The sequence below is a fragment of the Streptomyces sp. NPDC020875 genome (assembly GCF_040641415.1).
Classification (GTDB): domain Bacteria; phylum Actinomycetota; class Actinomycetes; order Streptomycetales; family Streptomycetaceae; genus Streptomyces.
On sequence record NZ_JBFADP010000008.1, the window covers coordinates 17,518 to 42,080 of the forward strand.

20 protein-coding genes are annotated in these 24,563 nt (G+C 73.2%); 17 read left to right on the plus strand and 3 right to left on the minus strand.

Annotated features, from left to right (window positions below; all coding sequences use genetic code 11):
- Window positions 1-90 precede the first annotated feature (90 nt).
- The 7 genes from rsmD to mutM all read left to right on the plus strand — a co-directional run bounded on the left by rsmD (window position 91) and on the right by mutM (window position 5,125).
- Window positions 91-693 carry a 16S rRNA (guanine(966)-N(2))-methyltransferase RsmD gene (gene rsmD, locus AB0G74_RS06540; RefSeq protein WP_361141385.1) on the plus strand — a complete coding sequence of 201 codons (603 nt, stop codon included), beginning with the start codon at window positions 91-93 and terminating at the stop codon, window positions 691-693.
- Window positions 694-719: 26 nt separating this feature from the next.
- Window positions 720-1,199, plus strand: a complete 480-nt coding sequence (gene coaD, locus AB0G74_RS06545; protein ID WP_361141387.1) for a pantetheine-phosphate adenylyltransferase — start codon at window positions 720-722, stop codon at window positions 1,197-1,199.
- A 73-nt stretch (window positions 1,200-1,272) separates the two neighbouring features.
- Entirely contained in the window at window positions 1,273-2,061 is a 789-nt protein-coding gene (locus tag AB0G74_RS06550) for a hypothetical protein (RefSeq protein WP_361141389.1), read from the plus strand.
- A 400-nt stretch (window positions 2,062-2,461) separates the two neighbouring features.
- Window positions 2,462-3,100, plus strand: coding sequence for a YceD family protein (locus AB0G74_RS06555; protein WP_361141559.1), 639 nt, complete (start codon window positions 2,462-2,464; stop codon window positions 3,098-3,100).
- Window positions 3,101-3,102: 2 nt separating this feature from the next.
- Window positions 3,103-3,276, plus strand: a complete 174-nt coding sequence (rpmF, locus tag AB0G74_RS06560; protein ID WP_003965982.1) for a 50S ribosomal protein L32 — start codon at window positions 3,103-3,105, stop codon at window positions 3,274-3,276.
- Between the two features lie 19 nt (window positions 3,277-3,295).
- Complete coding sequence (rnc, locus tag AB0G74_RS06565; protein ID WP_361141391.1) at window positions 3,296-4,132, plus strand: ribonuclease III; 837 nt, start codon at window positions 3,296-3,298, stop codon at window positions 4,130-4,132.
- A gap of 138 nt (window positions 4,133-4,270) precedes the next feature.
- Window positions 4,271-5,125: a bifunctional DNA-formamidopyrimidine glycosylase/DNA-(apurinic or apyrimidinic site) lyase gene (mutM, locus tag AB0G74_RS06570; RefSeq protein WP_361141393.1), complete on the plus strand. Its 855-nt coding sequence runs from the start codon at window positions 4,271-4,273 to the stop codon at window positions 5,123-5,125.
- Window positions 5,126-5,244: 119 nt separating this feature from the next.
- Here mutM and AB0G74_RS06575 read toward each other — a convergent pair whose 3' ends face one another.
- Entirely contained in the window at window positions 5,245-6,126 is an 882-nt protein-coding gene (locus tag AB0G74_RS06575) for a CAP domain-containing protein (RefSeq protein ID WP_361141395.1), read from the minus strand.
- Between the two features lie 196 nt (window positions 6,127-6,322).
- Here AB0G74_RS06575 and AB0G74_RS06580 point away from each other — a divergent pair, with 196 nt between their 5' ends.
- The 5 genes from AB0G74_RS06580 (at window position 6,323) to AB0G74_RS06600 (ending at window position 13,730) form a co-directional block, all read left to right on the plus strand.
- Window positions 6,323-6,604: an acylphosphatase gene (locus AB0G74_RS06580; protein ID WP_045852843.1), complete on the plus strand. Its 282-nt coding sequence runs from the start codon at window positions 6,323-6,325 to the stop codon at window positions 6,602-6,604.
- Window positions 6,605-6,995: 391 nt separating this feature from the next.
- The gene (locus AB0G74_RS06585) at window positions 6,996-7,214 is read left to right on the plus strand and encodes a hypothetical protein (RefSeq protein ID WP_361141397.1); all 219 of its coding nucleotides are present in this window, start codon (window positions 6,996-6,998) and stop codon (window positions 7,212-7,214) included.
- 362 nt (window positions 7,215-7,576) lie between these two features.
- On the plus strand, window positions 7,577-11,146 hold the full coding sequence (gene smc, locus AB0G74_RS06590; protein ID WP_361141399.1) for a chromosome segregation protein SMC: 3,570 nt from the start codon (window positions 7,577-7,579) through the stop codon (window positions 11,144-11,146).
- A 442-nt stretch (window positions 11,147-11,588) separates the two neighbouring features.
- Window positions 11,589-13,010, plus strand: coding sequence for a sugar porter family MFS transporter (locus AB0G74_RS06595; RefSeq protein ID WP_361141400.1), 1,422 nt, complete (start codon window positions 11,589-11,591; stop codon window positions 13,008-13,010).
- A 102-nt stretch (window positions 13,011-13,112) separates the two neighbouring features.
- Entirely contained in the window at window positions 13,113-13,730 is a 618-nt protein-coding gene (locus AB0G74_RS06600) for a DUF4231 domain-containing protein (RefSeq protein WP_361141402.1), read from the plus strand.
- A 23-nt stretch (window positions 13,731-13,753) separates the two neighbouring features.
- Here the strand turns inward: AB0G74_RS06600 and AB0G74_RS06605 are convergent, their stop codons facing one another.
- Entirely contained in the window at window positions 13,754-15,022 is a 1,269-nt protein-coding gene (locus tag AB0G74_RS06605) for a GNAT family N-acetyltransferase (protein ID WP_361141404.1), read from the minus strand.
- Between the two features lie 286 nt (window positions 15,023-15,308).
- Here AB0G74_RS06605 and ftsY point away from each other — a divergent pair, with 286 nt between their 5' ends.
- Window positions 15,309-16,532 carry a signal recognition particle-docking protein FtsY gene (gene ftsY / locus AB0G74_RS06610; protein ID WP_361141406.1) on the plus strand — a complete coding sequence of 408 codons (1,224 nt, stop codon included), beginning with the start codon at window positions 15,309-15,311 and terminating at the stop codon, window positions 16,530-16,532.
- Window positions 16,533-16,735: 203 nt separating this feature from the next.
- Here the strand turns inward: ftsY and AB0G74_RS06615 are convergent, their stop codons facing one another.
- Window positions 16,736-17,449 (minus strand): bifunctional DNA primase/polymerase, encoded by a 714-nt coding sequence (locus AB0G74_RS06615; RefSeq protein WP_361141408.1) that lies wholly within the window; start codon window positions 17,447-17,449, stop codon window positions 16,736-16,738.
- Between the two features lie 444 nt (window positions 17,450-17,893).
- Between AB0G74_RS06615 and AB0G74_RS06620 the strand changes: the two genes are divergently transcribed.
- From AB0G74_RS06620 to AB0G74_RS06635, 4 genes are all read left to right on the plus strand, one after another.
- On the plus strand, window positions 17,894-19,375 hold the full coding sequence (locus tag AB0G74_RS06620; protein ID WP_361141560.1) for a hypothetical protein: 1,482 nt from the start codon (window positions 17,894-17,896) through the stop codon (window positions 19,373-19,375).
- Between the two features lie 632 nt (window positions 19,376-20,007).
- The gene (locus AB0G74_RS06625; RefSeq protein ID WP_361141410.1) at window positions 20,008-21,366 is read left to right on the plus strand and encodes an ammonium transporter; all 1,359 of its coding nucleotides are present in this window, start codon (window positions 20,008-20,010) and stop codon (window positions 21,364-21,366) included.
- Entirely contained in the window at window positions 21,363-21,701 is a 339-nt protein-coding gene (locus tag AB0G74_RS06630; RefSeq protein WP_361141412.1) for a P-II family nitrogen regulator, read from the plus strand. Before AB0G74_RS06625 ends, AB0G74_RS06630 begins: the two co-directional genes overlap by 4 nt.
- Before the next feature lie 58 nt (window positions 21,702-21,759).
- A complete protein-coding gene (locus tag AB0G74_RS06635) occupies window positions 21,760-24,360 on the plus strand; it encodes a [protein-PII] uridylyltransferase (RefSeq protein WP_361141414.1) in 2,601 nt (866 codons plus the stop codon).
- The last annotated feature ends 203 nt before the right edge of the window (window positions 24,361-24,563 follow it).

The window sequence follows — 24,563 nt, forward strand, 5'->3', positions numbered from 1 at the left end:
GAGCGATCCGCCCGGATCCGGCCCCACCCCGGCCGACCCGATCGACCGACCCGATCGACCCGACCGACCGCTTCGACCACAAGGACCGAGATGACCCGCGTGATCGCCGGTACGGCCGGCGGGCGTCGGCTCGCCGTACCGCCCGGCACCGGTACCCGCCCCACCTCCGACCGGGCACGGGAAGGGCTCTTCTCCACCTGGCAGTCCCTGCTGGGTACGGTCGACGGGATCCGGGTCGCCGATCTGTACGCGGGCTCCGGCGCCGTCGGTCTGGAGGCGCTCTCCCGGGGCGCGGCCCACGCCCTGCTGGTGGAGGCCGACGCCCGGGCCGCCCGGGTGGTCCGGGAGAACGTCCGCGTCCTGGGGCTGCCGGGCGCCGAGGTCCGTACCGGCCGGGCCGAACAGCTCGTCGCCGGGCCCGTGCCCGGTGCCCCGTACGACGCCGTCTTCCTCGATCCGCCCTACGCGGTCGGGGACGATGATCTTCGGGAGATCCTGCTCACACTCCTGGCCGGGGGGTGGCTTGCGGACGGCGCCCTCGTCACCGTGGAACGGAGCACCAGAGGCGGAACCTTCCGCTGGCCGCCGGGTTTCGAACCACTGCGGTCCCGTCGCTACGGCGAGGGAACGTTTTGGTACGGTCGCGCCGCCTCTGTCTGCGACGAGGCATCCCAGTGCGAAGACGCTTCATGACCGGACCGGAGAGCGAGGGACTTCCAGTGCGCCGCGCAGTCTGTCCCGGGTCGTTCGACCCGATCACCAACGGACACCTCGACATCATCGCCCGCGCCTCCAAGCTGTACGACGTCGTCTACGTCGCGGTGATGATCAACAAGTCGAAGCAGGGCCTGTTCACCGTGGAGGAGCGGATGGAACTGATCCGCCGGGTGACGGGCGATTACGGGAACGTGGTCGTCGAATCCCACCACGGCCTGCTGGTGGACTTCTGCAAGGAACGGGACATCCCCGCCATCGTCAAGGGGCTGCGGGCCGTCAGCGACTTCGACTACGAACTCCAGATGGCCCAGATGAACAACGGACTCTCGGGCGTCGAGACGCTCTTCGTCCCCACCAACCCCACCTACAGCTTTCTCTCCTCCAGCCTGGTCAAGGAGGTCGCGGCCTGGGGCGGGGACGTCTCCCATCTGCTGCCTCCGCCGGTCCAGGAGGCGCTGTCGCGGCGGCTCGCCGAGAAGTGACCGTCCGTACCCGTTCCGCCCCGTACAGTCGTCCGCGCGACTCCCGTACCAGCGCAGGAACGGCGGAACCCCGGTGGATGTGCAGAAGAAGCTCGACGAGATCGCCGCGGCGCTGGACGGCGCCCGGTCGCTGCCCATGTCGGCCTCGTGCGTCGTCAACCGGGCCGAACTGCTCGCCCTGGTCGAAGGGGCGCGGGCGGCGCTGCCCGGCTCCCTCGACCGGGCCCGGGAGCTGATCGGCGAACGGGAGCGGCTGGTCGACGGAGCCCGGGCGGAGGCGCGCCGGATCGTCGAGGACGCCCGCGCCGAACGGGCCGCCCTGCTCTCCGGTACCGGGATCGCCCGGGAGGCGGACGCGGAGGCCGGCCGGATCCTCGCCGAGGCCCACCGGGCCGCCGCCGAGATCCGTACCGACGCCGACCGGTACGTCGACTCCAAGCTGGCCAACTTCGAGGTCGTCCTCACCAAGGCCATCGGCTCGGTCGCCGTGGGCCGGGAGCGGCTGCCGGGCCCGTACCCGGAGCCGTACGCCGCCCCCGAGGTCCCCGGCCCCCGCGCACCGGCACCGCCGCAGGCGCCGGAAGCGCCGGAACCGGCGGTACCGGATCCGGTGGTCGTCGCCGAGCGGGCCGACGCCTCCGCCCGCGCCACCCTCGACGCCTTCGAGACCGTACTCACCAGAACCCTGGACGCGGTCGGACGCGGACGCCGCACCCTGTACGCGCGGACGGGAGACGATCCGGCCGGGTTCCCGGACGCGCTCGACGTCCCCGAGCGGGCCACCAGCGACGCCGAGTATCTGGCCGGTCTCGCCGAGCCGCCCGGCCGCCCCTTCCCGGCCGGACCGGCGACCGGAGGCTGAACCGCCCCGCCCCTGCCCCGCCCGGCCCGGGGCGGGGGCCGACCGGGGTCCACCGCGCGTCGGCGTCGCAAGGGGTCCACCGCGCCCCCGCTCGCCCCCCGCACCGGTCCGGTGCGCGGCGTCACGGTCCGTACGGATACGGTGCGGGTACGGCCCGGATCCCGGGCGGATTTCTCGCGCGGCCCGGCCGGGGAAACCCGGCCCGCGGCGGCGCTCCGCCCGGCCGCGGCCGGGACGATCGGGGCCGGATTGGGCCGACGGCGCCCGGTCCAGTATCCTGGCTCTTCGGTCGCGCCTCGTTCGCGATCCCGGCTGCCTGTATCCCCTCGCCGGGGACGGCGGCCCTCCCCTCCGACGCATCAGCCCGGCGCGTCGGCACGACCCGAAAGCAGGAAGACCCCTGAACGCCCGCCTCGACCACCGCGACCCCCTCGTGTTCGACACACACGAGCTGGGGCGGCGTCCCGGCGCGCTCCAGCGGCTCTCCCGCTCCGTGCCGGCGCCGAAGGACCTGGGCATCGAAGACGTCGTGGCCGTGCCCGAGGGCGCGCCCGTCGAACTGGAACTCCGCCTGGAGTCGGTCATGGAAGGGGTGCTCGTCACGGGCACCGCCCGTGCGTCGGCCGAGGGGGAGTGCGTAAGGTGTCTGGAGCCGCTGCGACTCGACGTCGCCGCGGACTTCCAGGAGATGTTCACGTACCCCGCCGCCGACGACCGGGGACGCGGCCGAGCCGCGGAGCCCGGCGACGACGACGAGGACGAGGACACTCTCTTTCTCGAGGACGGCCTGTTCGGCCTCGAACCCGTGCTGCGTGACGCGGTGGTGCTCGCCCTGCCGATGCAGCCGGTGTGCCGGGAGGACTGTGCCGGACTCTGCGCCCAGTGCGGAATCCGGCTCGACGACGACCCGGACCACCACCACGACGCCGTCGACATTCGTTGGGCGGCACTGCAAGGACTCGCCGACACCGTTCGGGACGGCGAGAAGGACAACATGGGCGGCGCCGGCTCCGGCGTCGACGAGAAGCAGGAGAAGTAGCCGTGGCTGTTCCGAAGCGGAAGATGTCGCGCAGCAACACGCGCCACCGCCGGTCGCAGTGGAAGGCTGCGGTCCCCACCCTGGTTTCGTGTGAGCGTTGCCAGGAGCCCAAGCTGCAGCACATCGCGTGCCCCAGCTGCGGCACCTACAACAAGCGCCAGGTCCTCGAGGTCTGAGCGGCTGGTGAGAGGCCCGATGTCTGAGCTGTCCAACGCCGGAGACGAAAAGCCGGCGGACAACGCCGACGCGGTCGACGCAGCCTCGCCCCACGCGCTTCTGGAAGGGCGGCTCGGCTATCAGGTCGAGTCCGCCCTTCTGGTGCGTGCGCTGACCCACCGCTCGTACGCGTACGAGAACGGCGGTCTGCCCACCAACGAGCGGCTGGAGTTCCTCGGGGACTCCGTTCTCGGCCTGGTGGTCACCGATACCCTCTACCGCAGCCATCCCGACCTCCCGGAGGGGCAGCTCGCCAAGCTGCGGGCCGCGGTGGTCAACTCGCGCGCGCTCGCCGGGGTGAGCCGCGGCCTCGACCTGGGCTCCTTCATCCGGCTCGGCCGTGGTGAAGAGGGCACGGGCGGCCGGGACAAGGCGTCCATCCTTGCCGACACCCTCGAAGCGGTGATCGGCGCCGTCTACCTCGACCAGGGGCTCGACGCGGCGTCGGAGCTGGTACACCGGCTCTTCGACCCGCTGATCGAGAAGTCGTCCAACCTGGGCGCCGGTCTGGACTGGAAGACCAGTCTCCAGGAACTGACCGCCGCCGAGGGCCTCGGGGTCCCGGAGTACCTCGTCACGGAGACGGGTCCGGACCACGAGAAGACCTTCACCGCTGCCGCCCGCGTCGGTGGTGTCTCGTACGGCACCGGCACCGGCCGCAGTAAGAAGGAGGCGGAGCAGCAGGCCGCCGAGGCGGCCTGGCGGGAGATCCGCAGCGCCGCCGACGCACGCCTGGCCGCCGAGAAGAACCAGCAAGCGGAAGCCCCCGGGACGGACCGGGGCGAGACCGGGAACGGTGGTCGGGCCGACGCCTGACCACTGCTTCCGCCCGATGGGGCGACCGCAGGTCCGAGCCCCCTTTCCGGCGATGCCGGGGAGGGGGCTCGACGCCGTTCACGACCCCCGTTCGGCGGTACGCTGCGGGCGTCGGCGAGAGCGCAACCGGAGGATGCCGTGCCCGAACTGCCCGAGGTCGAGGTCGTACGCCGGGGACTCATGCGATGGGTCACCGGACGGACCGTCGCCGAGACCCAGGTCCGCCATCCGAGGGCGGTCCGCCGCCATCCGGCCGGTGCCGTCGACTTCGCCGCCCGGCTGACCGGGCAGAGCCTCGGCCCGGCCTGCCGCCGGGGCAAGTACCTCTGGTTCCGGATCGGCGACGGGGACCTGTCGCTCCTCGGCCATCTCGGGATGAGCGGCCAGCTGCTGGTCCAGCCCGAAGGCGCGCCCGACGATCGGCATCTGAGGATCCGGTTCCGCTTCGACGACACCATCGGGACCGAGCTGCGCTTTGTCGACCAGCGCACCTTCGGCGGGCTGTCGGTCCACGAGAACACCCCCGACGGGCTGCCGTCGGCCATCGCCCATATCGCCCGCGACCCGCTCGATCCGGCCTTTGACGACGAGGCGTTCCTGGTCGCCCTGCGACTGCGGCGGACCACCGTCAAACGGGCCCTGCTGGACCAGACGCTGATCAGCGGGGTGGGAAATATCTACGCCGACGAGGCGCTGTGGCGGGCGAGGGTGCACTACGACCGGCTCACGTCGGGCCTCAACCGGCCCCGGGCCGCCGAACTGCTCGGACATGTCCGCGATGTGATGACGGCCGCCCTCGCGGAGGGCGGCACCAGCTTCGACAGCCTCTATGTGAATGTGAACGGCGAATCCGGATACTTCGACCGGTCGCTCGACGCCTACGGGCGGGAGGACGAGCCCTGCCGCCGCTGCGGTACGCCGATCCGGCGCCGTCCGTGGATGAACCGCTCCAGCTACTACTGTCCCCGCTGCCAGCGCCCGCCCCGGCCCTGACGGCGCGAGATCCGGCCCGGGGCCGGGCGCTCAACGGGGCGGCAGATCACCGGGCCGCCGGGGAACGGGACCCCCGGTCACCGGGATCGCCCGGATCCCGGAGTTCGAGGGCCCGGGAATCAGTAGCCGAAGTTCTGGGTCCACCAGGGGCCGCCGTCGCCCAGGTGGACACCGACGCCGAGGGTCTTGTAGTCGCAGTTCAGAATGTTCGCGCGGTGGCCTTCGCTCTTCATCCAGGCGTCCATCACCGCCGCCGCGTCGCCCTGGCCCCGGGCGATGTTCTCGGCCGCCAGGTTCTTCACCCCGGCCTGCTCGGCCCGGTCCCAGGGGGTGTCGCCGTCGGGGTCCGTATGGTCGAAGAAGCCGCGCCCGGCCATGTCGGAGCTGAAGTTCCCGGCGAGCTTCGCCAGTCCCGCGTCGTAGCGCAGGGGAGCACAGCCCGCCTTGGCACGCTCCTGGTTCACCAGCTCCAGGACCTCGGCCTCCATCGCGGACTCGGTGGTGGTCGCGGCGGTCCGCTTCCGCTCCGGAGCCTTGCTCTTCGGGGCCGGGGGCGCGCTCCGCTTCGAGTCCGCGGTGTCGTGTCCGCCGGTGCGCTGCGCGGGGACGGTCGCCTTACGGGACGCCGGGGCCTCCCGCTCGGCCCGCTCACGGGCCGCCGCGTCCGCCTTCTCCCGTTCCGACGGGGAAGGGGACGGCTTCTTCGCCGCCGGGGAGCCGCTCGGGGACCGTGACGGCAGATGCGGGGCCGACGGGCCCGAACCGGGCGTTCCGGCCGTGGCCGCCGAGCCGCTGTCGCCCTGGGTCTGGAGCGTCGGCGGGCCCTGGGATCCGACCGCCTTGCCGGGCGCGGCCTCGCCCCCGGTCACCAGGGTGTCGCCGCCGGGCAGCAGCCCCGACGCCATGGCCACGGCACCCATGGCCACCGCGGCGGAAGCGCCGAGCAGCCCCGTACGCACGGGCACACCCCGGCGTTTGGTGGTGCTTCGATGACGTCCCATCTGGCTGTGCCTTCCTCGTACCGCGGAACCCGGAGCGCACGAACACATCGCTTACCGGACCCCATCCGGGCAAAACCGGAGACGGGCTCGCCCGAACGGGTGACGTTCATTGCGAGGGGACTGTACGCCATGAGCCGAGTGACGGAAGTGCCTCCTGAGGAAGCAGTGCGGACCGTACGGCGGCTACCTTGACGCCATGAATGACGCCGCACGACTGACGGCCTGGGTACGCGGGCGAGTACAGGGAGTGGGCTTTCGTTGGTTCACCAGGGCAAACGCCTTGGAGATCGGCGGGCTCACGGGATTCGCCCTCAATCTCGACGACGGCCGGGTGCAGGTGGTGGCCGAGGGGTCACGTGAGAATTGCCACCGTCTCCTGGAGTGGCTCCGCTCCGGCGACACACCCGGGCGCGTCGACGGTGTCACTGAGATCTGGGACACGCCTCGCGGGGGATACGACGGATTCGCGATCCGTTGACCCGGCGCCCCGGACACCACCCGCACGGCGGACGCCGCAGACCGTCCCCGGCACCCTCCCGAGCGGGAAACAGCCTGGTGGTTGCCAAGGTCGGCGGTTCGTGCCAGGCTGCGCGGGAACGGATGATCTCCACGCCCCCGGGCCCCGGAAGACCGCCCGCGCCGCCCCCGAGGCGGCCGGATGCCGGTCGGTGCCGCCCCCGCAGCGGGGCGTGATCGTGTTGACCGTCAAACTTTTTGGTGAGACTCTGGAAGCCCCGCGCACCCTAGCTGTTCGGCAGTAGGAACCGCAGCGAGATCAGCGTCAGTCACTCTGTCGGGCACCAGCGGGTGCGAATCCCTCACGACCCACACCGCATCGGTCGGTCACTCATTGTGGAGGACCATCCATCATGGCAAAGGCGCTTCTCGGTTACGTCGGCGGTTCCGACCCGCGACTCCTCGCCGAGATGCGACGGCTGCAGCAGCGTGTCCAGGACCTGGAATCCGAACTCGCACGGATCCAGGTCGAGAACGACGCGCTGAACGCCGCTGTCGCCCAGCACCCCCGCGAGTCGCTGCTCGACGGCATCGACATCGACGTACCGCAGGCGGAGCCGGCGCTCACCTGAGCCCGGAGATCCACCGGAGATCCATCGCGCGAAGATATGCAAGGGACGCCTCGGCGTCCCTTCTTTCTTTCTCTTCCTACTCGATCTTCCCTCGCCCCGTCCCCGTCGTCCGTGCTGTTCGCATGGTCCGTACTGGTCCGCTTTGGTCTGTTGCCCGGCCGCCCCGTACGACCTCCGGAACCGTCCGCCCCGCCCCGCCGATCCGCCCCTCGTCGCTCCCCGGCACTCCACCACGGTCGGGGTCCGACCCCGGCCCCGTGCCTTACCGACAGATGTGCCCTGCGCCTCCCCCGGTGAAACCGCGACCGAACCACGGGTGGCCACCGGGGCACCGGGCGCACCGAAAGGTAGAGTCCGGCTGCGTGCACCTCAAGGCCATGACCCTCCGCGGCTTCAAATCCTTCGCCTCCGCCACCACCCTGCGGTTCGAGCCCGGCATCACCTGTGTCGTGGGCCCCAACGGCTCCGGGAAGTCCAATGTGGTGGACGCCCTGTCCTGGGTCATGGGCGAGCAGGGGGCCAAGTCGCTGCGCGGCGGCAAGATGGAGGACGTCATCTTCGCCGGGACCACCGGCAGGCCCCCGCTCGGCCGGGCCGAGGTGTCCCTGACCATCGACAACTCCGACGGCGCCCTCCCCATCGAGTACGCCGAGGTCACCATCACACGGATCATGTTCCGCAACGGCGGCAGCGAGTACCAGCTCAACGGCGACACCTGCCGCCTCCTCGACATCCAGGAACTGCTCTCCGACTCCGGTATCGGCCGGGAGATGCATGTCATCGTCGGCCAGGGCCGTCTCGACTCCGTACTCCACGCCGACCCGATGGGCCGCCGGGCCTTCGTCGAGGAGGCCGCGGGTGTACTGAAACACCGCAAGCGCAAGGAGAAGGCGCTGCGGAAACTGGACGCCATGCGGGCCAACCTGGCCCGGATCCAGGACCTCACCGACGAACTGCGCCGCCAGCTCAAACCCCTCGGCCGACAGGCCGCCGTCGCCCGCCGGGCCGCCGTCATCCAGGCCGATCTCCGCGACGCCCGGCTCCGGCTCCTCGCCGACGACCTGGTCGGGCTGCGGGCCGCGCTCAGCGCCGAGATCGCCGACGAGGCCGCCCTCAAGGAACGCAGGGAGCGCACCGCCCGGGAACTGCGCGACGCCCTCGCCCGCGAGGCCGACCTGGAGGACGAGGTACGCCGGATCGCGCCGCGCCTCGAACGCGCCCGGCAGACCTGGAACGAACTCTCCCGGCTCGCCGAACGCGTCCGCGGCACGGTCTCCCTCGCCGACGCCCGGGTCCGCAGCGCCACCGACCGCCCGGCCGACGAACGGCGCGGCCGCGACCCCGAGGACATGGAGCGGGAGGCCGCCCGGATCCGGGAGCAGGAGGCCGAACTGGAGGCCGCCCTCGAAGCCGCCGAACACGCCCTGGAGGACACCGTCGCCCACCGCGCCGACCTCGAACGGCGGCTCGCCGCCGAGGAACGCCGCCTCAAGGACGTCGCCCGGGCCATCGCCGACCGCCGGGAGGGCCTGGCCCGGCTGGGCGCCCAGACCACCGCCGCCCGGGGCCGGGCCGCCTCCGCGCAGGCCGAGATCGAACGGCTCACCGTCGCCCGCGACGAGGCGCGGGAACGCGCGGTCACCGCCCGCGAGGCGTACGAGGAACTCCGCGCCGAGGCCGACGGCGTCGACGCCGGGGACACCGAACTCGCCGAACGCCATGACGCCGCCCGCCGCGCGCTGGCCGGCGCCGAGACCGCCCTGACCACGGCCCGGGACACCCTCGGCGACGCCGAACGGCGCCGGGCCGCCGTCGCCGCCCGCCGGGACGCCCTCGCCCTCGGGCTGCGCCGCAAGGACGGCACCGGCGCCCTGCTCGCCGCCCGGGACCGGCTGACCGGCCTGCTGGGACCGGCGTCCGAACTGCTCGCCGTCACCCCGGGGCACGAGATCCCGGTCGCCGCGGCCCTCGGCGCCGCCGCCGACGCGGTCGCCGTCACCGGCCCGGCCGCCGCCGCCGAGGCGCTGCGACTGCTGCGCAAGTCCGACGCGGGCCGGGCCGCGATACTGCTGGGCGACGCCCCCGAGGCACCCGGCCCGCCGCGCGAGGAGCGCCCGGGTCTCGTCCACGCCGCCGATCTGGTGCGGGGCCCCGCCGAACTGATGCCCGCCGTCCGGGGACTCCTCCGCGACACCGTCGTCGTCGGCACGCTGGAGGAGGCCGAGGAACTCGTCTACGCCCGCCCCGGGCTCACCGCCGTCACCGCCGAGGGCGACGTCCTCGGCGCGCGCTTCGCCCAGGGCGGCTCCGCCGGGGCGCCCACCCTGCTGGAGGTCCAGGCGTCGGTCGACGAGGCCGCCGCCGAACTCGCCGGCCTGGAGACCCGCTGCGCCGAACTGACCGACGCCCGGGAGAGCGCCGCCGGGCGGCGGACGGAGAGCGCCGCGCTCGTCGAGGAACTGGGGGAGCGCCGCCGTACCGCCGAACGCGAGAAGTCCGCGCTCTCCGGCCGCCTCGGCACGCTCCAGGGCCAGGCGCGGGCCGCCGAGGGCGAGGCCGAGCGCACCGGCGCGGCCGTCGACCGAGCCGGTGCGGCGCTGGAACGCGCCCGCGAGGAAGCCGACGAGGTCGCCGGACGCCTGGCGGCGGCCGAGGAGGCGGCGCCCTACGGGGAGGACGCCGAGGAACCCGACACCCAGGAACGGGACCGGCTCGCCGCCGACGGCGCCAACGCCCGGCAGACCGAGATGGAGGCCCGGCTCCAGGTACGTACCCACGAGGAGCGGGTGAAGGGACTGGCGGGCCGGGCCGACGCCCTCGACCGGGGGGCGCGCGCGGAGCGCGAGGCCAGGGCGCGGGCCGAGCGGCTGCGCGCCCGGCTGCGGTACGAGGCCGAGGTGGCGGCGGCCGTCGCCACCGGTACCCGGACACTGCTGGCCCATGTGGAGGTATCGCTGGGCCGGGCGGAGGAGGAACGTACCGCCGCCGAGGCCGCCCGGGCCGAACGGGAGGGCGCGCTGGGCACCGCCCGGGCCCGGGGCCGCGATCTCAAGGCCGGTCTCGACAAACTGACGGACTCCGTGCACCGGGGCGAGGTGCTGGGCGCCGAGAAGCGGCTGCGGATCGAACAGCTGGAGACCAGGGCGCTGGAGGAGCTGGGGGTGGAGCCCGCGGGGCTGGTCGCCGACTACGGCCCCGACCAGCCCGTACCGCCGTCCCCGCCCGCCGAGGGCGAGGAGCTGCCGGAGGACCCCGGGCATCCGCGCAATCTGCCCAGGGCCTTCGACCGGGCCGAACAGGAGAAGCGCCTCAGAGCCGCCGAACGCGCCTATCAGCAGCTCGGCAAGGTCAATCCGCTGGCCCTGGAGGAGTTCGCGGCGCTGGAGGAGCGGCACCAGTTCCTCTCCGAACAGCTGGAGGATCTGAAGAAGACCCGGGCCGATCTGCTGTCGGTGGTCAAGGAGGTCGACGAGCGGGTCGAGCAGGTCTTCACCGAGGCGTTCCGGGACACCGCGCGCGAGTTCGAGGGCGTCTTCTCCCGGCTCTTCCCGGGCGGCGAGGGGCGGCTGGTGCTGACCGACCCCGAGAACATGCTCACCACCGGTATCGACGTGGAGGCCCGGCCGCCGGGCAAGAAGGTCAAACGGCTCTCCCTGCTCTCCGGCGGTGAGCGGTCCCTGACGGCGGTGGCGATGCTGGTCTCCATCTTCAAGGCCAGGCCCAGCCCCTTCTATGTGATGGACGAGGTCGAGGCGGCGCTGGACGACACCAATCTCCAGCGGCTGATCCGGATCATGCAGGAGCTGCAGGAGTCGTCCCAGCTGATCGTGATCACCCATCAGAAGCGGACGATGGAGGTCGCGGACGCGCTCTACGGGGTCTCCATGCAGGGCGACGGGGTCTCGAAGGTGATCAGCCAGCGGCTGCGGTGACCACTCCGCGCTCCGCGCGGCACCGGAGGCGCGGGAACCGGCCGGGCCACGAACGGCGCCGGTCGGCCGTCCGGTCAGCCGGTCAGCCGGTGAGCCGGAGACGCGGGGCCCGGGGGAGTGAGCCGTACGACATCGGGGCGCCGGGCCGGGCCCGGGGCCGTACAGCCGTAGCGGCGCGATCGTCTGAGCCGTTCGGGTGACGGGGGCTCAATCCCCGGTGGGGCGCGGCGGGTGCGGGCCCGAGCTGGCACGGGGGATGATCCGGACTCCGCCGGGTAGGCGACGGCCGTGCCCGCCCGGCCCCCGGACGGGTCCCGCCGTCCCGGGCACAGCCGACCGAACCGGGCCCTCGCGGACACCGAAGCAGCAGCTCAAGTGGTGCGCCACGACAAGGTGTGCGCCACTTGAAGGGCTCCCACCGGAGTCGGCCCCAGGAGTAGACGTGTCCAGCACCGCGCAGCCCCCATCCCCGCCGGGGCCCTCTCCGGCCCATGCCGAAAACCTCGGCCACGTCGTCTTCATCACCGCCGCCGCGGCGATGGGCGGCTTCCTCTTCGGCTACGACAGCTCCGTCATCAACGGCGCCGTCGAGGCGATCCGCGACCGGTACGACATCGGCTCCGCCGAACTCGCCCAGGTCATCGCGATCGCCCTGATCGGCTGTGCGATCGGGGCCGCCACGGCGGGCCGGATCGCCGACCGGATCGGCCGGATCGCCTGTATGCGGATCGCCTCCGTCCTCTTCACCGCCAGCGCGATCGGCTCCGCCCTCCCGTTCGCCCTCTGGGACCTGGCGATGTGGCGGATCATCGGCGGCTTCGCCATCGGCATGGCGTCCGTGATCGGGCCCGCGTACATCGCCGAGGTCTCCCCGCCCGCCTACCGGGGACGGCTGGCCTCCTTCCAGCAGGCGGCGATCGTCATCGGCATCGCCGTCTCCCAGCTGGTGAACTTCGGCATCCTGCAGATCGCCGACGGCGACCAGCGGGGCGAGATCGGCGGCCTGGAGGCATGGCAGTGGATGCTCGGGGTGATGGTCGTCCCCGCCGTGCTCTACGGGCTCCTCTCCTTCGCCATCCCCGAATCGCCCCGCTATCTGCTGTCGGCGGGCAAGGTGGAGCGGGCGAAGCAGGTCCTGGTGGAGGTGGAGGGCGAGCACATCGACCTCGACCACCGGGTCGCCGAGATCCAGCAGGCCATGCACCGGGAACACAAGTCGACCTTCAAGGACCTGCTGGGCGGCCGGTTCGCCTTTCTGCCGATCGTCTGGGTCGGGATCGGGCTCTCCGTCTTCCAGCAGCTCGTCGGCATCAATGTGGTGTTCTACTACTCGACGACGCTCTGGCAGTCGGTCGGTATCGACCCCTCCGGCTCCTTCTTCTACTCCTTCACCACCTCCATCGTGAATATCGTCGGTACCGTGATCGCGATGGTGCTGGTGGACCGGATCGGGCGCCGTCCGCTGGCCCTGATCGGCTCCGCCGGAATGGCGGTCGCCCTGGCCCTCGAGGCATGGGCCTTCTCGGCGCCGCTGGTCGACGGGAAACTGCCCAGCACCGAGGGCGCGGTGGCGCTGGTCGCCGCCCATGTGTTCGTACTCTTCTTCGCCCTCTCGTGGGGTGTGGTGGTCTGGGTACTGCTGGGCGAGATGTTCCCCAACCGGATCCGAGCGGCGGCCCTCGGGGTGGCGGCCTCCGCGCAGTGGATCGCCAACTGGGCGATCACCGCCAGCTTCCCCAGCCTCGCGGACTGGAATCTGTCGGCCACCTATGTCGTCTACGCCTGCTTCGCCACGCTCTCCATCCCGTTCGTCCTCCTTTTCGTGAAGGAGACGAAGGGCAAGGCGCTGGAGGAGATGGGCTGACCGGACGCGCCCCGGTGGCCGGACGGCCGGTCACCGCGCGCTGTATGACGTGACGTCGGAAGAAGAGGCGGCGGGGACGGCGGGTGCGGCAGCATGGGCCCCATGTCGACCAGCCCTCCGGAATCCCCCGTGCCCGCCGAAGAGACGACGCCGGTGTCCCCGGCCGAGCCCCCGGCGGCTCCGGTCCCCGCCATGCTTCCCGCTTCCCCGGCGTCCGCCGTTTCGCCGGCGCCCGCGGACCCGTCGGCGCCCACCGGACGGATACCCGGGACGCCCGGCCCGGACGAGGCGGCCGTACTGGCCTACGCCGAGGAGCAACTGGCCTGGTACGCCCGGATCCGCGACCGCTCCCGCCGCTTCCACTGGACCGTGGAGCTGACCGCCCTGCTGACCGGCGCCGCCACCGTGGTGGCCGCCGGGATCCAGGCCCCCGCCGCGATCACCGCGTCGGTGGCCGGAGCCGCCGTCTTCATCGGCGGATTCCGGCAGGTCTTCCACCACAACGAGCGGTACGTGCTGGCCGCCGAGGCATGGATGCGGCTCCATCTGGCGGTCCGGCGGTACGCGACCGTACCCGAGGCGAGCCGGGACGACGAGACCCGGCACCGGCTGCTCGCCGAGATCGAGGCCACGGCCACAACCGAACTCCAGAACTGGGCCGCCGTCGGCCGGGGCGCGGGCGGGGCCCTCCCGGCGGGGCCGGGCGCGCCGACGCCCTGAGAGCCCCGCCTACCGGTCTGCCGTCAGAACTCGTCGGTGGTGTGCGGCAGCAGTTCGGTACGCGACGCCGCACCCAGCCGGGCCGCCGCGCCCGCCGTGTGCTCGACGGCCAGTCCGGCCCGGACCAGCTCGGCCGGGTCGAGATCACCGAGATAGCAGGCGGCCAGCTCCCGTACGTCCAGGGTCAGATCCGGTGCCTCCTCCGTACGGTCCACCCGGACCACCGGACCGGCGTCATCGCCCCCTGTGCCGACGCCGTCGGCGCCCGTGCCGGTGACGGTGAGCCGAAAGCGGCCCGCGTTCTCCGGCAGACCGGCGTCCGTCACCTCCAGCACCAGATCGACCGGGGCCGACCAGGCCCGTCCGGCCAGCGCCCCCGGCACGTCCACCAGCCGCAGCCAGAGCGCCGGGAACTCCTGGACGACGCTCACCTGGTCCCGGTCGGCGGCGAACCGCAGCAGCGGATCGTCCAGCGGCCGGCCCCACGCCCGCACCTTGTCCACCAGATCGACCGAGGTGACGTACCGCCACAGCGCCGCCGCCACCGCGGGCGAATCCGCCTCCAGCTCACCGATGTGCAGCCGCCCCCGGCCCTCGTCGTTCGACTCGGTCCGGTAGATCACATAGCCTGCGGGCGGAGCGCCCGGATCGCCGATCGTCACCACGCGCGGCGCGCTCAGATCGTCGTTCTCCCCGTCCTCGTCGGGGAGGATATGGGTACGCCACCAGAACTCGTCCCGGCCCACCCGGCCCGCGCGCCCCTCCCGCGCGGTCCGATGGGCCGCGCCGATCACTTTTGGCGCCTTTTCCGGCGGCACCAGCCGCAGCGGTCGCTCGTCCGGGGCGATCCGCAGCTCCAGCGGATGCTCGGTGTCGATCTCCACCGAGTAGGAACGGGTCGCCGGCTCGAAGCCGAACCGGCCGTAGATCGTCGCCTCCGACACCCAGAGCGCGGCCAGCGGCACCTCGCGCTCCGCGCACCGGCGCCACAGCTCCGCGATCATGCCGCTGAGCACCCCGCGCCTGCGGTGCGTCGGGGAGACCGAGACAAAGGTCACCCCCGCGCACGACAGCTCCCCGCCCGGCACCGACAGGGACATCGCGTGCGCCCCCAGCAGCCCGACCAGCTCCCCGTCCTCATAGGCGCCGATCCGGAGACAGCGCTCCAGAATCTCCCGGTGCAGCTTCCGGAGTTCCCCCTCCGGGTCCTTCTGCAGAAAGACCAGATAGTGCAGATCCAGGGCGCGGTCCAGCTCCGCCTCCGGAATGGTCCGATATTCCACAACGGTCATGGCCGGGACGCTAACCCGGGCATCCGTGAGGAGTCATCGGATTTTCGGCCACCGCCCCCGGCCGCCTCCGGCCCTTCCGCTTTCCGCCCCGACGGCCCCGACGCCCCCGGCCGCCCGGCCCGGGAACGGTGCGCGGCCCGGACCTGATCACCCCCGAGGGGGCGTACGGCTCCGGAGCCGTAGGCGCCGTTACGGCTCCGACCACCCCGGCCCGGGGACGGCGCGCGGCCCTCGTCCGGGCGTGCCCGGCCCGGGCGGAGGGGGTGTGACCGATACTGGGTGGGTTATGGAAATCGTCATCCTTGCTGTAGTCATCGCTCTGGTCGCGGTCGGCGCCATCAGCGGGCTCGTGATCAGCGGTCGCCGCAAGAAGCAGCTGCCGCCGTCGGCCCCGCGGACCACCCCGACCATCACCGCTCCGCCCGCCGAGCCGCACGTCGGCGACGAGGCCGAGACCCCACGGGACGAACCGCGCCGCACCATCGAGGAGGTCGGGCTCCCCGACACCGCCGAGGCGCCCGCCGCGACCGTCCCCGAGACCGCCGCCGAGGCCCCCGCCGAGGCCGCGCCCCCGCTGGACGTCCCCGAACCCACCGCGGGCCGGCTGGTCCGGCTGCGCGCCCGGCTCGCCCGCTCCCAGAACTCCCTCGGCAAGGGTCTGCTGACCCTGCTGTCCCGGGAGCACCTCGACGAGGACACCTGGGAGGAGATCGAGGAGACCCTGCTCACCGCCGATGTCGGGGTCGCCCCCACCCAGGAACTGGTGGAGCGGCTCCGCGAGCGGGTGAAGGTCCTCGGCACCCGGACCCCCGTCGAACTGCGCGCCCTGCTCCGCGAGGAGCTGCTGACCCTGCTCGGCACCGACTTCGACCGCGCGGTGAAGACCGAGAGCGGCGTGGACACCCCCGGTGTCGTGATGGTCGTCGGCGTCAACGGCACCGGCAAGACCACCACCACCGGCAAGCTCGCCCGGGTCCTGGTCGCCGACGGCCGCTCCGTCGTCCTGGGCGCCGCCGACACCTTCCGGGCCGCCGCCGCCGACCAGCTCCAGACCTGGGGCGAGCGGGTCGGCGCCCGTACCGTACGCGGACCGGAAGGCGGCGACCCGGCGTCCATCGCCTTCGACGCCGTCAAGGAAGGCATCGCCGAGGGCGCCGACGTCGTCCTCATCGACACCGCCGGCCGGCTGCACACCAAGACCGGCCTGATGGACGAGCTGGGCAAGGTCAAGCGGGTCGTGGAGAAGCACGGCCCGCTCGACGAGGTCCTGCTGGTCCTCGACGCCACCACCGGTCAGAACGGGCTGGTGCAGGCGAGGGTCTTCGCCGAGGTCGTCGACATCACCGGCATCGTCCTGACCAAGCTCGACGGCACCGCCAAGGGCGGCATCGTCATCGCCGTCCAGCGCGAGCTGGGGGTACCCGTCAAGCTCGTCGGACTGGGCGAGGGCCCGGACGACCTGGCGCCCTTCGAACCGGAGGCGTTCGTCGACGCGCTCATCGGGGACTGAGCCCCACCGGGCGCCCGGACACCGCGGCCGGGGCCCGTCGGCACTCTGTGGAGTTGTCGGCGGCCCGGCGGCGGCACCGGACCGCGCCCCGCCGGAGCGGGGGTGGCGGCGCCCGGCGCACGGGGGGTGAGACGCGGGGCGCCGCCGTCGGCGGGGGACCGGGGGAAGTACCACCCGCCGCGACCGGATCCGCGGGACCCGGTCTACTTCCGAGCATGCCCCACACAGCGCCGCGCGACGGCGCGATGGCAGATGTACGCCAAAGTTCCCAGCAGCAGCCGGGCCTCCGGCGGGGCCGCCGCCGTGTCCAGCGACGGCGGACGCAGCCAGCTCACCGGGCCCAGACCCGCGTGATCCGACGGCGGTGCCGTGATGAACTCACCCGGCCCCGGACAGCGCAGATCCAGCTCCGCGTCGTCCCAGCCCATCCGGTACAGCAACTCGGGCAGCGCCGCCGCGGCGCCCGGCGCCACGAAGAACTGGCAGCGCCCGTCCGGCGTCGCCGCCACCGGCCCCGGCGGCAGCCCCATCCGCTCCATCCGCACCAGCGCGCAGCGGCCCGCCGCCGCCGACACGTCGAGGACGTCGAAGGCCCGCCCCACCGGCAGCAGCACCGTCGCGTCCGGCGTCCCGGCCCAGGCGTCGCCCACCTCGTCCAGGGTGGCGCCCGCCGGGATCTCGAAACCGGGGGAGAGCGGATGAGCGCCCGGGGCCGTACACCCGGCGAGCCCGCAGGAGCAGCCGCCCGGCGCCGAGGCCGCCGCCCGGGCCCCCGGCACCACCGCCCAGCCCCACAGCCCGGTGTACTCGGCCACCGCCGTCACCGCGCGTTCCGCCGCCCGCCCGCGGCGCCGGGAGCCGGGCCGGGCCGACCGGATGTCCCTGATCCCCCGGCTGCCGCCGATTGTGAAGCCCATGCCCCCTCCAACGTGTCCCGCTCGCCGGTGGTTACGACCCGAAGCCGTCTCGTGACACAGCGTCGCCGGAGTCGATATCCGAAGGCGCGTCGGGGCGAAACCGGTAGTGCGTATCGCGCCACGCGCCGGTGAATACACCGATCCGCCGACTGCTGATCGTCCTCTGTCAAGTGAATCGCGCCCGGCGGCGGGGGAGTTCATTCGAAGGGGTGGCGAATGGTGGCGTTTCTGGATTCCGGGGCCCGGGGCGGTGATCGTAGGATTACTTTCGGTAGGCGAACCCCGGCGCCGCGCGCGCCGTTGGAGATCCCGGGGCCACCCCTCCCACCTGTGCGGATCCGGTCGATGTTTCCGCAAGTTCCGTACATAAGGCCCCGGGGCACGGCATTCTGACGGCATCCGGCGAGGGCTCGGCTTCAGGCTTCATGGATGGGGGCTCAACCAGTGGACGGCAGCGGAGCCGGTACGAACACCGGTACCGGCAAGCGCCCGAACGAGATGCTCGGTTCGTGGTTCGTACGCAGCGGCTGGTCCAAGGGAGAACTGGCCCGGCAGGTCAACCGCCGGGCCCGGGAGATGGGCGCGCACCACATCAGCACGGACACCTCCAGGGTCCGCCGCTGGCTCGACGGCGAACAGCCGCGGGAACCCATTCCGCGGATCCTCTCCGAACTCTTCTCCGAACGGTTCGGCACCGTGGTCGCCGTGGAGAGCCTCGGGCTGCGCACCGCCCATCAGACGCCCTCCTCCTCCGGAGTCGACCTGCCGTGGGCCGGGCCGCAGACGATCTCGCTGCTGAGCGAGTTCTCCCGGAGCGATCTGATGCTGGCCCGGCGCGGCTTCCTCGGCTCGTCCCTGGCCCTGGCCGCCGGACCGTCCCTGGTCGAACCCATGCAACGGTGGCTCGTGCCCACCCCGGGCGACCCCGGCAAGGCGGTCCCGCCCGAGCCGGCCGCCGCACCCGGCATCCCCCAGCTCTCCGGCCCCGAACTGGACCTGCTGGAGTCCACCACCGTCATGTTCCGCCAGTGGGACGCCCAGTGCGGCGGCGGGCTGCGCCGCAAAGCGGTCGTAGGACAGCTCCACGAGGTGACCGACCTCCTCCAGGAGCCGCATCCGGACACCACCGCCACCCGGCTCTTCACCTGCGCCGCCGAACTGGCCGAACTCGCGGGCTGGATGAGCTACGACGTCGGGCTTCAGCCCACCGCCCAGAAGTACTTCGTCCTCGCCCTGCACGCCGCGAAAGAAGCCGGGGACAAGCCCCTGGGGTCGTACATCCTCTCCTCCATGAGCCGCCAGATGATCCATCTGGGCCGCCCCGACGACGCCCTGGAACTGATCCATCTCGCCCAGTACGGCAGCCGGGACTGCGCCACCGCCCGCACCCAGGCGATGCTCTACGCGATGGAGGCCAGGGCCTACGCCAACATGGGGCAGCCCAGCAAGTGCAAACGCGCCGTCCGGATGGCCGAGGACACCTTCGAGGACGCCGGGCTCGACGGCGAACGCGAACCCGACTGGATCCGCTTCTTCACCGAGGCCGAGCTGAACGGCGAGAACGCGCACTCCTACCGCGACCTCGCCTATGTCGCCGGACGCAGCCCCATGTACGCCTCCCTCGCCGAACCGCTGATGGACCGGGCCGTCCGGCTCTTCCGCGAGGACCCGGTCCACCAGCGGTCCTACGCCCTCAACCTGATCGGGATGGCCACCGTCCATCTGCTGAAGAAGGAGCCCGAACAGGCCACCGAGCTGGCCTCCGAGGCGCTGACCGTCGCCCGCCGGGTCCGCTCGGAACGGGTCAACAACCGGCTCCGCAAGACCGTCGACACCGCCGCCCGCGACTTCGGCGACGTCGCCCAGGTCGTCCGGCTCACCGACCAGCTCACCGCCCAGCTCCCCGAGACCGCGCAGGCCGTCTGACCGGCCCCCGGAACCTTCCGCCCCCGCCGCACCGGCGGGCCCCCAGGGCCCCGGCCGCGGCGCCCGCCCCGGACCGCCGACCGGCTCCCCCGTGCCAGGTCACCCGGGTGGGCGCCGCGGCCGGTTCCGTACGGCCCCGCGGCGCTTCGTACCGCCGAAGGCCCGCCGACGGCCCCCTAGGCCGTCTCTTTCGGATCTTGCTGGGGCTCGCGTGCCCTGGCACCGCGCCTCGCCGCGTTGTCGTCAATCACCAATGGCCCCCTGCGCCTAACGGCGCGGGTGGTACCCCCACCGCAGTGGCTCAATCCTCCGCCTTGCGATCCACGGCACCAGACCCCGCTCACTCACCCAGCCTGATCCGAAAGAAACGACTTCGGGCCGTTCATGGCCGCGTAACACACCCGACGCCTTCGTCACCGGCGCGAAACATCCCGCGGCACCGGCCGAAACCACGCGCCGCCACGCTCGACGCCACGGCCCCCACACCGCCGACGAGCCCCCGGGCCGTGTCTGATCCCCCGCCCGTCCCACGCCGCCCTCACCGGCCCGGGACATCCCCGTCAGGCACGGCCCGGGGCCCGCCCCGCCCGCGGCCCACCCGCACGCGGCCGACCGACGACGAGGAGACGCCGATGCCAGCAGGCATCCCGACGCTAGCCGCCGAAGCCCCCGCACTGTCCTCAGCCAACACCGGCTTCATGCTCATCTGCTCCGCCCTGGTGATGCTGATGACCCCCGGACTCGCCTTCTTCTACGGAGGCATGGTCCGGGTCAAGTCCACCCTCAACATGCTGATGATGAGCTTCGTCAGCCTGGGCATCGTCACCGTCCTGTGGGTGCTCTACGGCTTCGGCCTCGCCTTCGGCACCGACACCGGCGGCGTCATCGGCTGGTCCGCCGACTACGCCGGACTCAGCGGCATCGGACTGACCGAACTCTGGGACGGCTACACCGTCCCCGTCTACGTCTTCGCCGTCTTCCAGCTGATGTTCGCGGTGATCACCCCCGCCCTGATCAGCGGCGCCCTCGCCGACCGGGTCAAGTTCTCCGCCTGGGCCCTCTTCATCGCCCTCTGGGCCACCGTCGTCTACTTCCCCGTCGCCCACTGGGTCTGGGGCCCGGGCGGCTGGCTCTTCGAGATGGGCGTCATCGACTTCGCGGGCGGCACCGCCGTCCACATCAACGCCGGCGCCGCCGCCCTCGGCGTCATCCTCGTCATCGGCAAGCGGATCGGCTTCAAGAAGGACCCGATGCGCCCGCACAGCCTGCCCCTGGTGATGCTCGGCGCCGCCCTCCTCTGGTTCGGCTGGTTCGGCTTCAACGCCGGATCCTGGCTCGGCAACGACGACGGCGTCGGCGCGGTGATGTTCGTCAACACCCAGGTCGCCACCGCCTCCGCGATGCTCGCCTGGCTCGGCTACGAGAAGATCCGGCACGGCGCCTGCACCACCCTCGGCGCCGCGTCAGGCGCCGTCGCCGGACTGGTCGCCATCACCCCCGCGGGCGGCGCCGTCTCCCCGCTCGGCGCCATCGCCGTCGGCGCGATCTCCGGAGTGCTCTGCGCCGTCGCCGTCGGCTGGAAGTACAAGTTCGGCTACGACGACTCCCTCGACGTGATCGGCGTCCACCTGGTCGGCGGCATCGCCGGATCCCTCCTCGTCGGGTTCTTCGCCACCGGAGGCGTACAGTCCGACGCCAAGGGCCTCTTCTACGGCGGCGGACTCGACCAGCTCGGCAAGCAGGCCATCGGCGTCGCCGCCGTCCTCGCCTACTCCCTCGCCGTCTCCGCCGTCCTCGCCCTGATCCTCGACAAGACCATGGGCATGCGGGTCGACGAGGAGACCGAGATCGCCGGAATCGACCAGCGGGAGCACGCCGAGACCGCGTACGACTTCAGCGGCGCGGGCGGCGGCACCGGCACCCGCAGCGCGGCACCCGCCCCCGGGGACGCCCTCGTGACCGCGGACCGCACCAGGAAGGTGGACGCATGAAGCTCATCACCGCCGTCGTCAAGCCGCACCGGCTCGACGAGATCAAGGAGGCCCTCCAGGCATTCGGGGTCCACGGCCTGACCGTCACCGAGGCCAGCGGCTACGGCCGCCAGCGCGGCCACACCGAGGTCTACCGGGGCGCCGAGTACACCGTCGACCTCGTCCCCAAGATCCGGATCGAGGTCCTCGTCGAGGACGACGACGCCGAACAACTGGTCGAGGTCGTCGTCAAGGCCGCCCGCACCGGCAAGATCGGCGACGGCAAGGTGTGGACCGTCCCCGTCGACACCGCCGTCCGCGTCCGGACCGGCGAACGCGGACCCGACGCGCTCTGAACCCGGGCCCCGCCACCCGTGGCGGGGCCCGTACCACCGAACCGACCAGGGAGCAGCGGTGCACGGTCAGCACACCCCGGCGAGCGGCCCGGACCCGGCACGGGACAAGTACTTGACCCCGGACACCGAACCGGTACGGGACACCCAACCGGTACGCGGTACGGGCCCCGGCCCCGGAAGCGCCCCGCCCGGCGGCGGATACGCCGCCGACCGGCTACGGCTCCTCAACGACCCCGCCCTCCCCGGCCCCGCCCGGCGCACCGCCCTCGCCGCACTCACCGACTACTGGCTCGCCGACCTCTTCCACACCGCCCGCCGCGACACCGGCGTCCACGACGCCACCCTGATCGCCGTCGGCGGCTACGGCCGCGCCGAACTCTCCCCCCGCAGCGACCTCGACCTGCTCCTCCTCCACGACGGCGAAGCCGACCCACGCGCCCTCGCCGCCCTCGCCGACCGCGTCTGGTACCCCGTCTGGGACCTGGGCATCGCCCTCGACCACGCCGTCCGCACCCCCACCGAGGCCCGCGCCACCGCGAGCACCGACCTCAAGGCCCACCTCGGCCTCCTCGACGCCAGGACCGTCTCCACCGACCCCGCCGGACTCGCCGCCCCCCTCCGTACCGCCGTCCTCGCCGACTGGCGGGCCCGAGCCCCCGCCCTCCTCCCCGAACTCGCCGAACTCTGCCGCGAACGCGCCGACCGCCACGGCGAACTCCGCCACCTCCTCGAACCCGACCTCAAAGAAGCCCGCGGCGGACTGCGCGACGCCACCGCCCTGCGCGCCGTCGCCGCCTCCTGGCTCGCCGACGCCCCCCGCGACGGACTCGACACCGCCCGCCGCACCCTCCTCGACACCCGCGACGCCCTCCACCTCACCACCGGCCGCGCCACCGACCGCCTCGCCCTCCAGGACCAGGACCAGATCGCCGCCGCCCTCGGCGAACCCGACGCCGACACCCTGCTGCGCCGGGTCTGCGAAGCCGCCGGAACCATCGCCTACGCCGCCGACGTCACCTGGCGCGAAGTCCACCGGGTCCTGCGCGCCCGGCGTGCCCGCCCCCGGCTGCGCGCCCTCCTCACCGGCGGCACCCACCGCCCCGCCCCCGAACGCGCCCCCCTCGCCGACGGCGCCGTCGAACAGGACGGCGAGGTCTGGCTCGCCAGAACCGCCCGCCCCGAACACGACCCCGTACTCCCGCTGCGTACCGCCGCAGCCGCAGCCCGCGCCGGACTGCCCCTCTCCCGGCACACCGCCCGCACCCTCGCCGGGTCCGCGCCGCCGCTGCCGGTGCCCTGGCCCGCCGAGGCCCGGGAGGAGTTCGTCACCCTCCTCGGCGCCGGACCCCCCGCCGTCCCCGTCTGGGAAGCCCTCGACGCCGAGGGCCTGATCACCCGGCTGCTGCCGGTCTGGGACCACGTACGCCACCGCCCGCAGCGGAACGCCGTCCACCGCTGGACCGTCGACCGGCACCTGATCGAGACCGCCGTCCGGGCCGCCGCCCTCACCCGCCGCGTCCACCGCCCCGACCTGCTCCTCGTCGCCGCCCTGCTGCACGACATCGGCAAGGGCCTGCCCGGCGACCACGCCACCGCCGGCGCGCCCCTCGCCCGGGACACCGCCCTGCGGATGGGCTTCGGCACCGCCGACGCGGCCGTCGTCGAAACCCTCGTCCGCCACCATCTGCTGCTGATCACCACCGCCACCCGGCGCGACCTGGACGACCCGGCGACCGTACGGGCCGTCGCCGACGCCGTCGGCACCACCGGAACCCTGGAACTGCTGCACGCCCTCACCGAGGCCGACGCCCTCGCCACCGGGCCCGCCGCCTGGTCCGGCTGGCGGGCCCGGATCGTCGCCGAACTCGCCGACCGGACCACCGCCGTACTGGGCGGGGCCCGGCCCGGACCGGCCGGATCCGGAGCGCCCGGCGCCGACGCGGAACGGCTGGCCGTCGAGGCGTACCGCACCGGTGGTCCGGTACTCGCGCTCCGCGCCCGTACCGACGCGGCCCCCGGCGACCCCGCCACCGCGCGGGAACCGGCCACCGGAACCGGCGCCGGAACCGAAGGGGCCTCCGAGCCCGTCGGCGCCGTACTGCGGATCGCCCTGCCCGACCGGCCCGGAATCCTGCCCGCCGTCGCCGGAGTGCTCGCCCTGCACCGGCTCACCGTCCGCTCCGCCGACCTCCGGGAGATCCCCCTGCCCCCGTCCGTCGGCCCGGACACCACCCCCGTCACGGTGCTCGACTGGCGAATCGCCGCCGAATACGGAGCCCTCCCGACCGCCGACCGGCTCCGCGCGGACCTGGTCCGGGCCCTCGACGGCACCCTCGCCGTCCGCGACCGGCTCGCCGAACGCGACGCCGCCCAGCCGCGCCGCCGGGGCGCCGAACCGCCCCCGCCCCGGGTCACCGTCGCCGCCGACGCCTCCCGGCACGCCACCGTCATCGAGGTCCGGGCCCCCGACGCCCCGGGGCTGCTCCACCGGGTGGGCCTCGCCCTGGAGGAGGCGGGCGTCCGGGTCCGCAGCGCCCGTGTCAGCACCCTGGGCGGGGACGCCGTCGACGCCTTCTACGTCACCGGGGTGCGGGGCGGCCCCCTCGAAGGACCGGCCGCCGAACAACTGGCCCGCGCGGTCGAGACCGCCCTGCGCTGACGCCCCCCGCCGACGCGCCCCGAACGGTGCCCATTGGTAACGGCCTTCGGTACGGTCGGAGGGCGCGAGGCGCCCGCGGCCGGGTCCGGCGGACCTCCGCCGGACGGCCCCGGGCCGTCTTTCCGGGCCCGGAGCGGGCGGGTACCTCCCGCGGCCGGATACCCTGGAGGGCGATTTCCCGTTGCCCCCGACTCTGAGGACCG

What these genes read in the sequence shown, in the direction of transcription:
- AB0G74_RS06600 (WP_361141402.1), top strand. Translation starts at nt 13,113, where the DNA reads ATGTCGACCAGCCCTCCGGAATCCCCCGTGCCCGCCGAAGAGACGACG.
- AB0G74_RS06630 (WP_361141412.1), top strand. Translation starts at nt 21,363, where the DNA reads ATGAAGCTCATCACCGCCGTCGTCAAGCCGCACCGGCTCGACGAGATC.
- ftsY (WP_361141406.1), top strand. Translation starts at nt 15,309, where the DNA reads ATGGAAATCGTCATCCTTGCTGTAGTCATCGCTCTGGTCGCGGTCGGC.
- rsmD (WP_361141385.1), top strand. Translation starts at nt 91, where the DNA reads ATGACCCGCGTGATCGCCGGTACGGCCGGCGGGCGTCGGCTCGCCGTA.
- AB0G74_RS06580 (WP_045852843.1), top strand. Translation starts at nt 6,323, where the DNA reads ATGAATGACGCCGCACGACTGACGGCCTGGGTACGCGGGCGAGTACAG.
- AB0G74_RS06615 (WP_361141408.1), bottom strand. Translation starts at nt 17,449, where the DNA reads ATGGGCTTCACAATCGGCGGCAGCCGGGGGATCAGGGACATCCGGTCG.
- AB0G74_RS06585 (WP_361141397.1), top strand. Translation starts at nt 6,996, where the DNA reads ATGGCAAAGGCGCTTCTCGGTTACGTCGGCGGTTCCGACCCGCGACTC.
- AB0G74_RS06605 (WP_361141404.1), bottom strand. Translation starts at nt 15,022, where the DNA reads ATGACCGTTGTGGAATATCGGACCATTCCGGAGGCGGAGCTGGACCGC.
- AB0G74_RS06575 (WP_361141395.1), bottom strand. Translation starts at nt 6,126, where the DNA reads ATGGGACGTCATCGAAGCACCACCAAACGCCGGGGTGTGCCCGTGCGT.
- AB0G74_RS06625 (WP_361141410.1), top strand. Translation starts at nt 20,008, where the DNA reads ATGCCAGCAGGCATCCCGACGCTAGCCGCCGAAGCCCCCGCACTGTCC.
- rnc (WP_361141391.1), top strand. Translation starts at nt 3,296, where the DNA reads ATGTCTGAGCTGTCCAACGCCGGAGACGAAAAGCCGGCGGACAACGCC.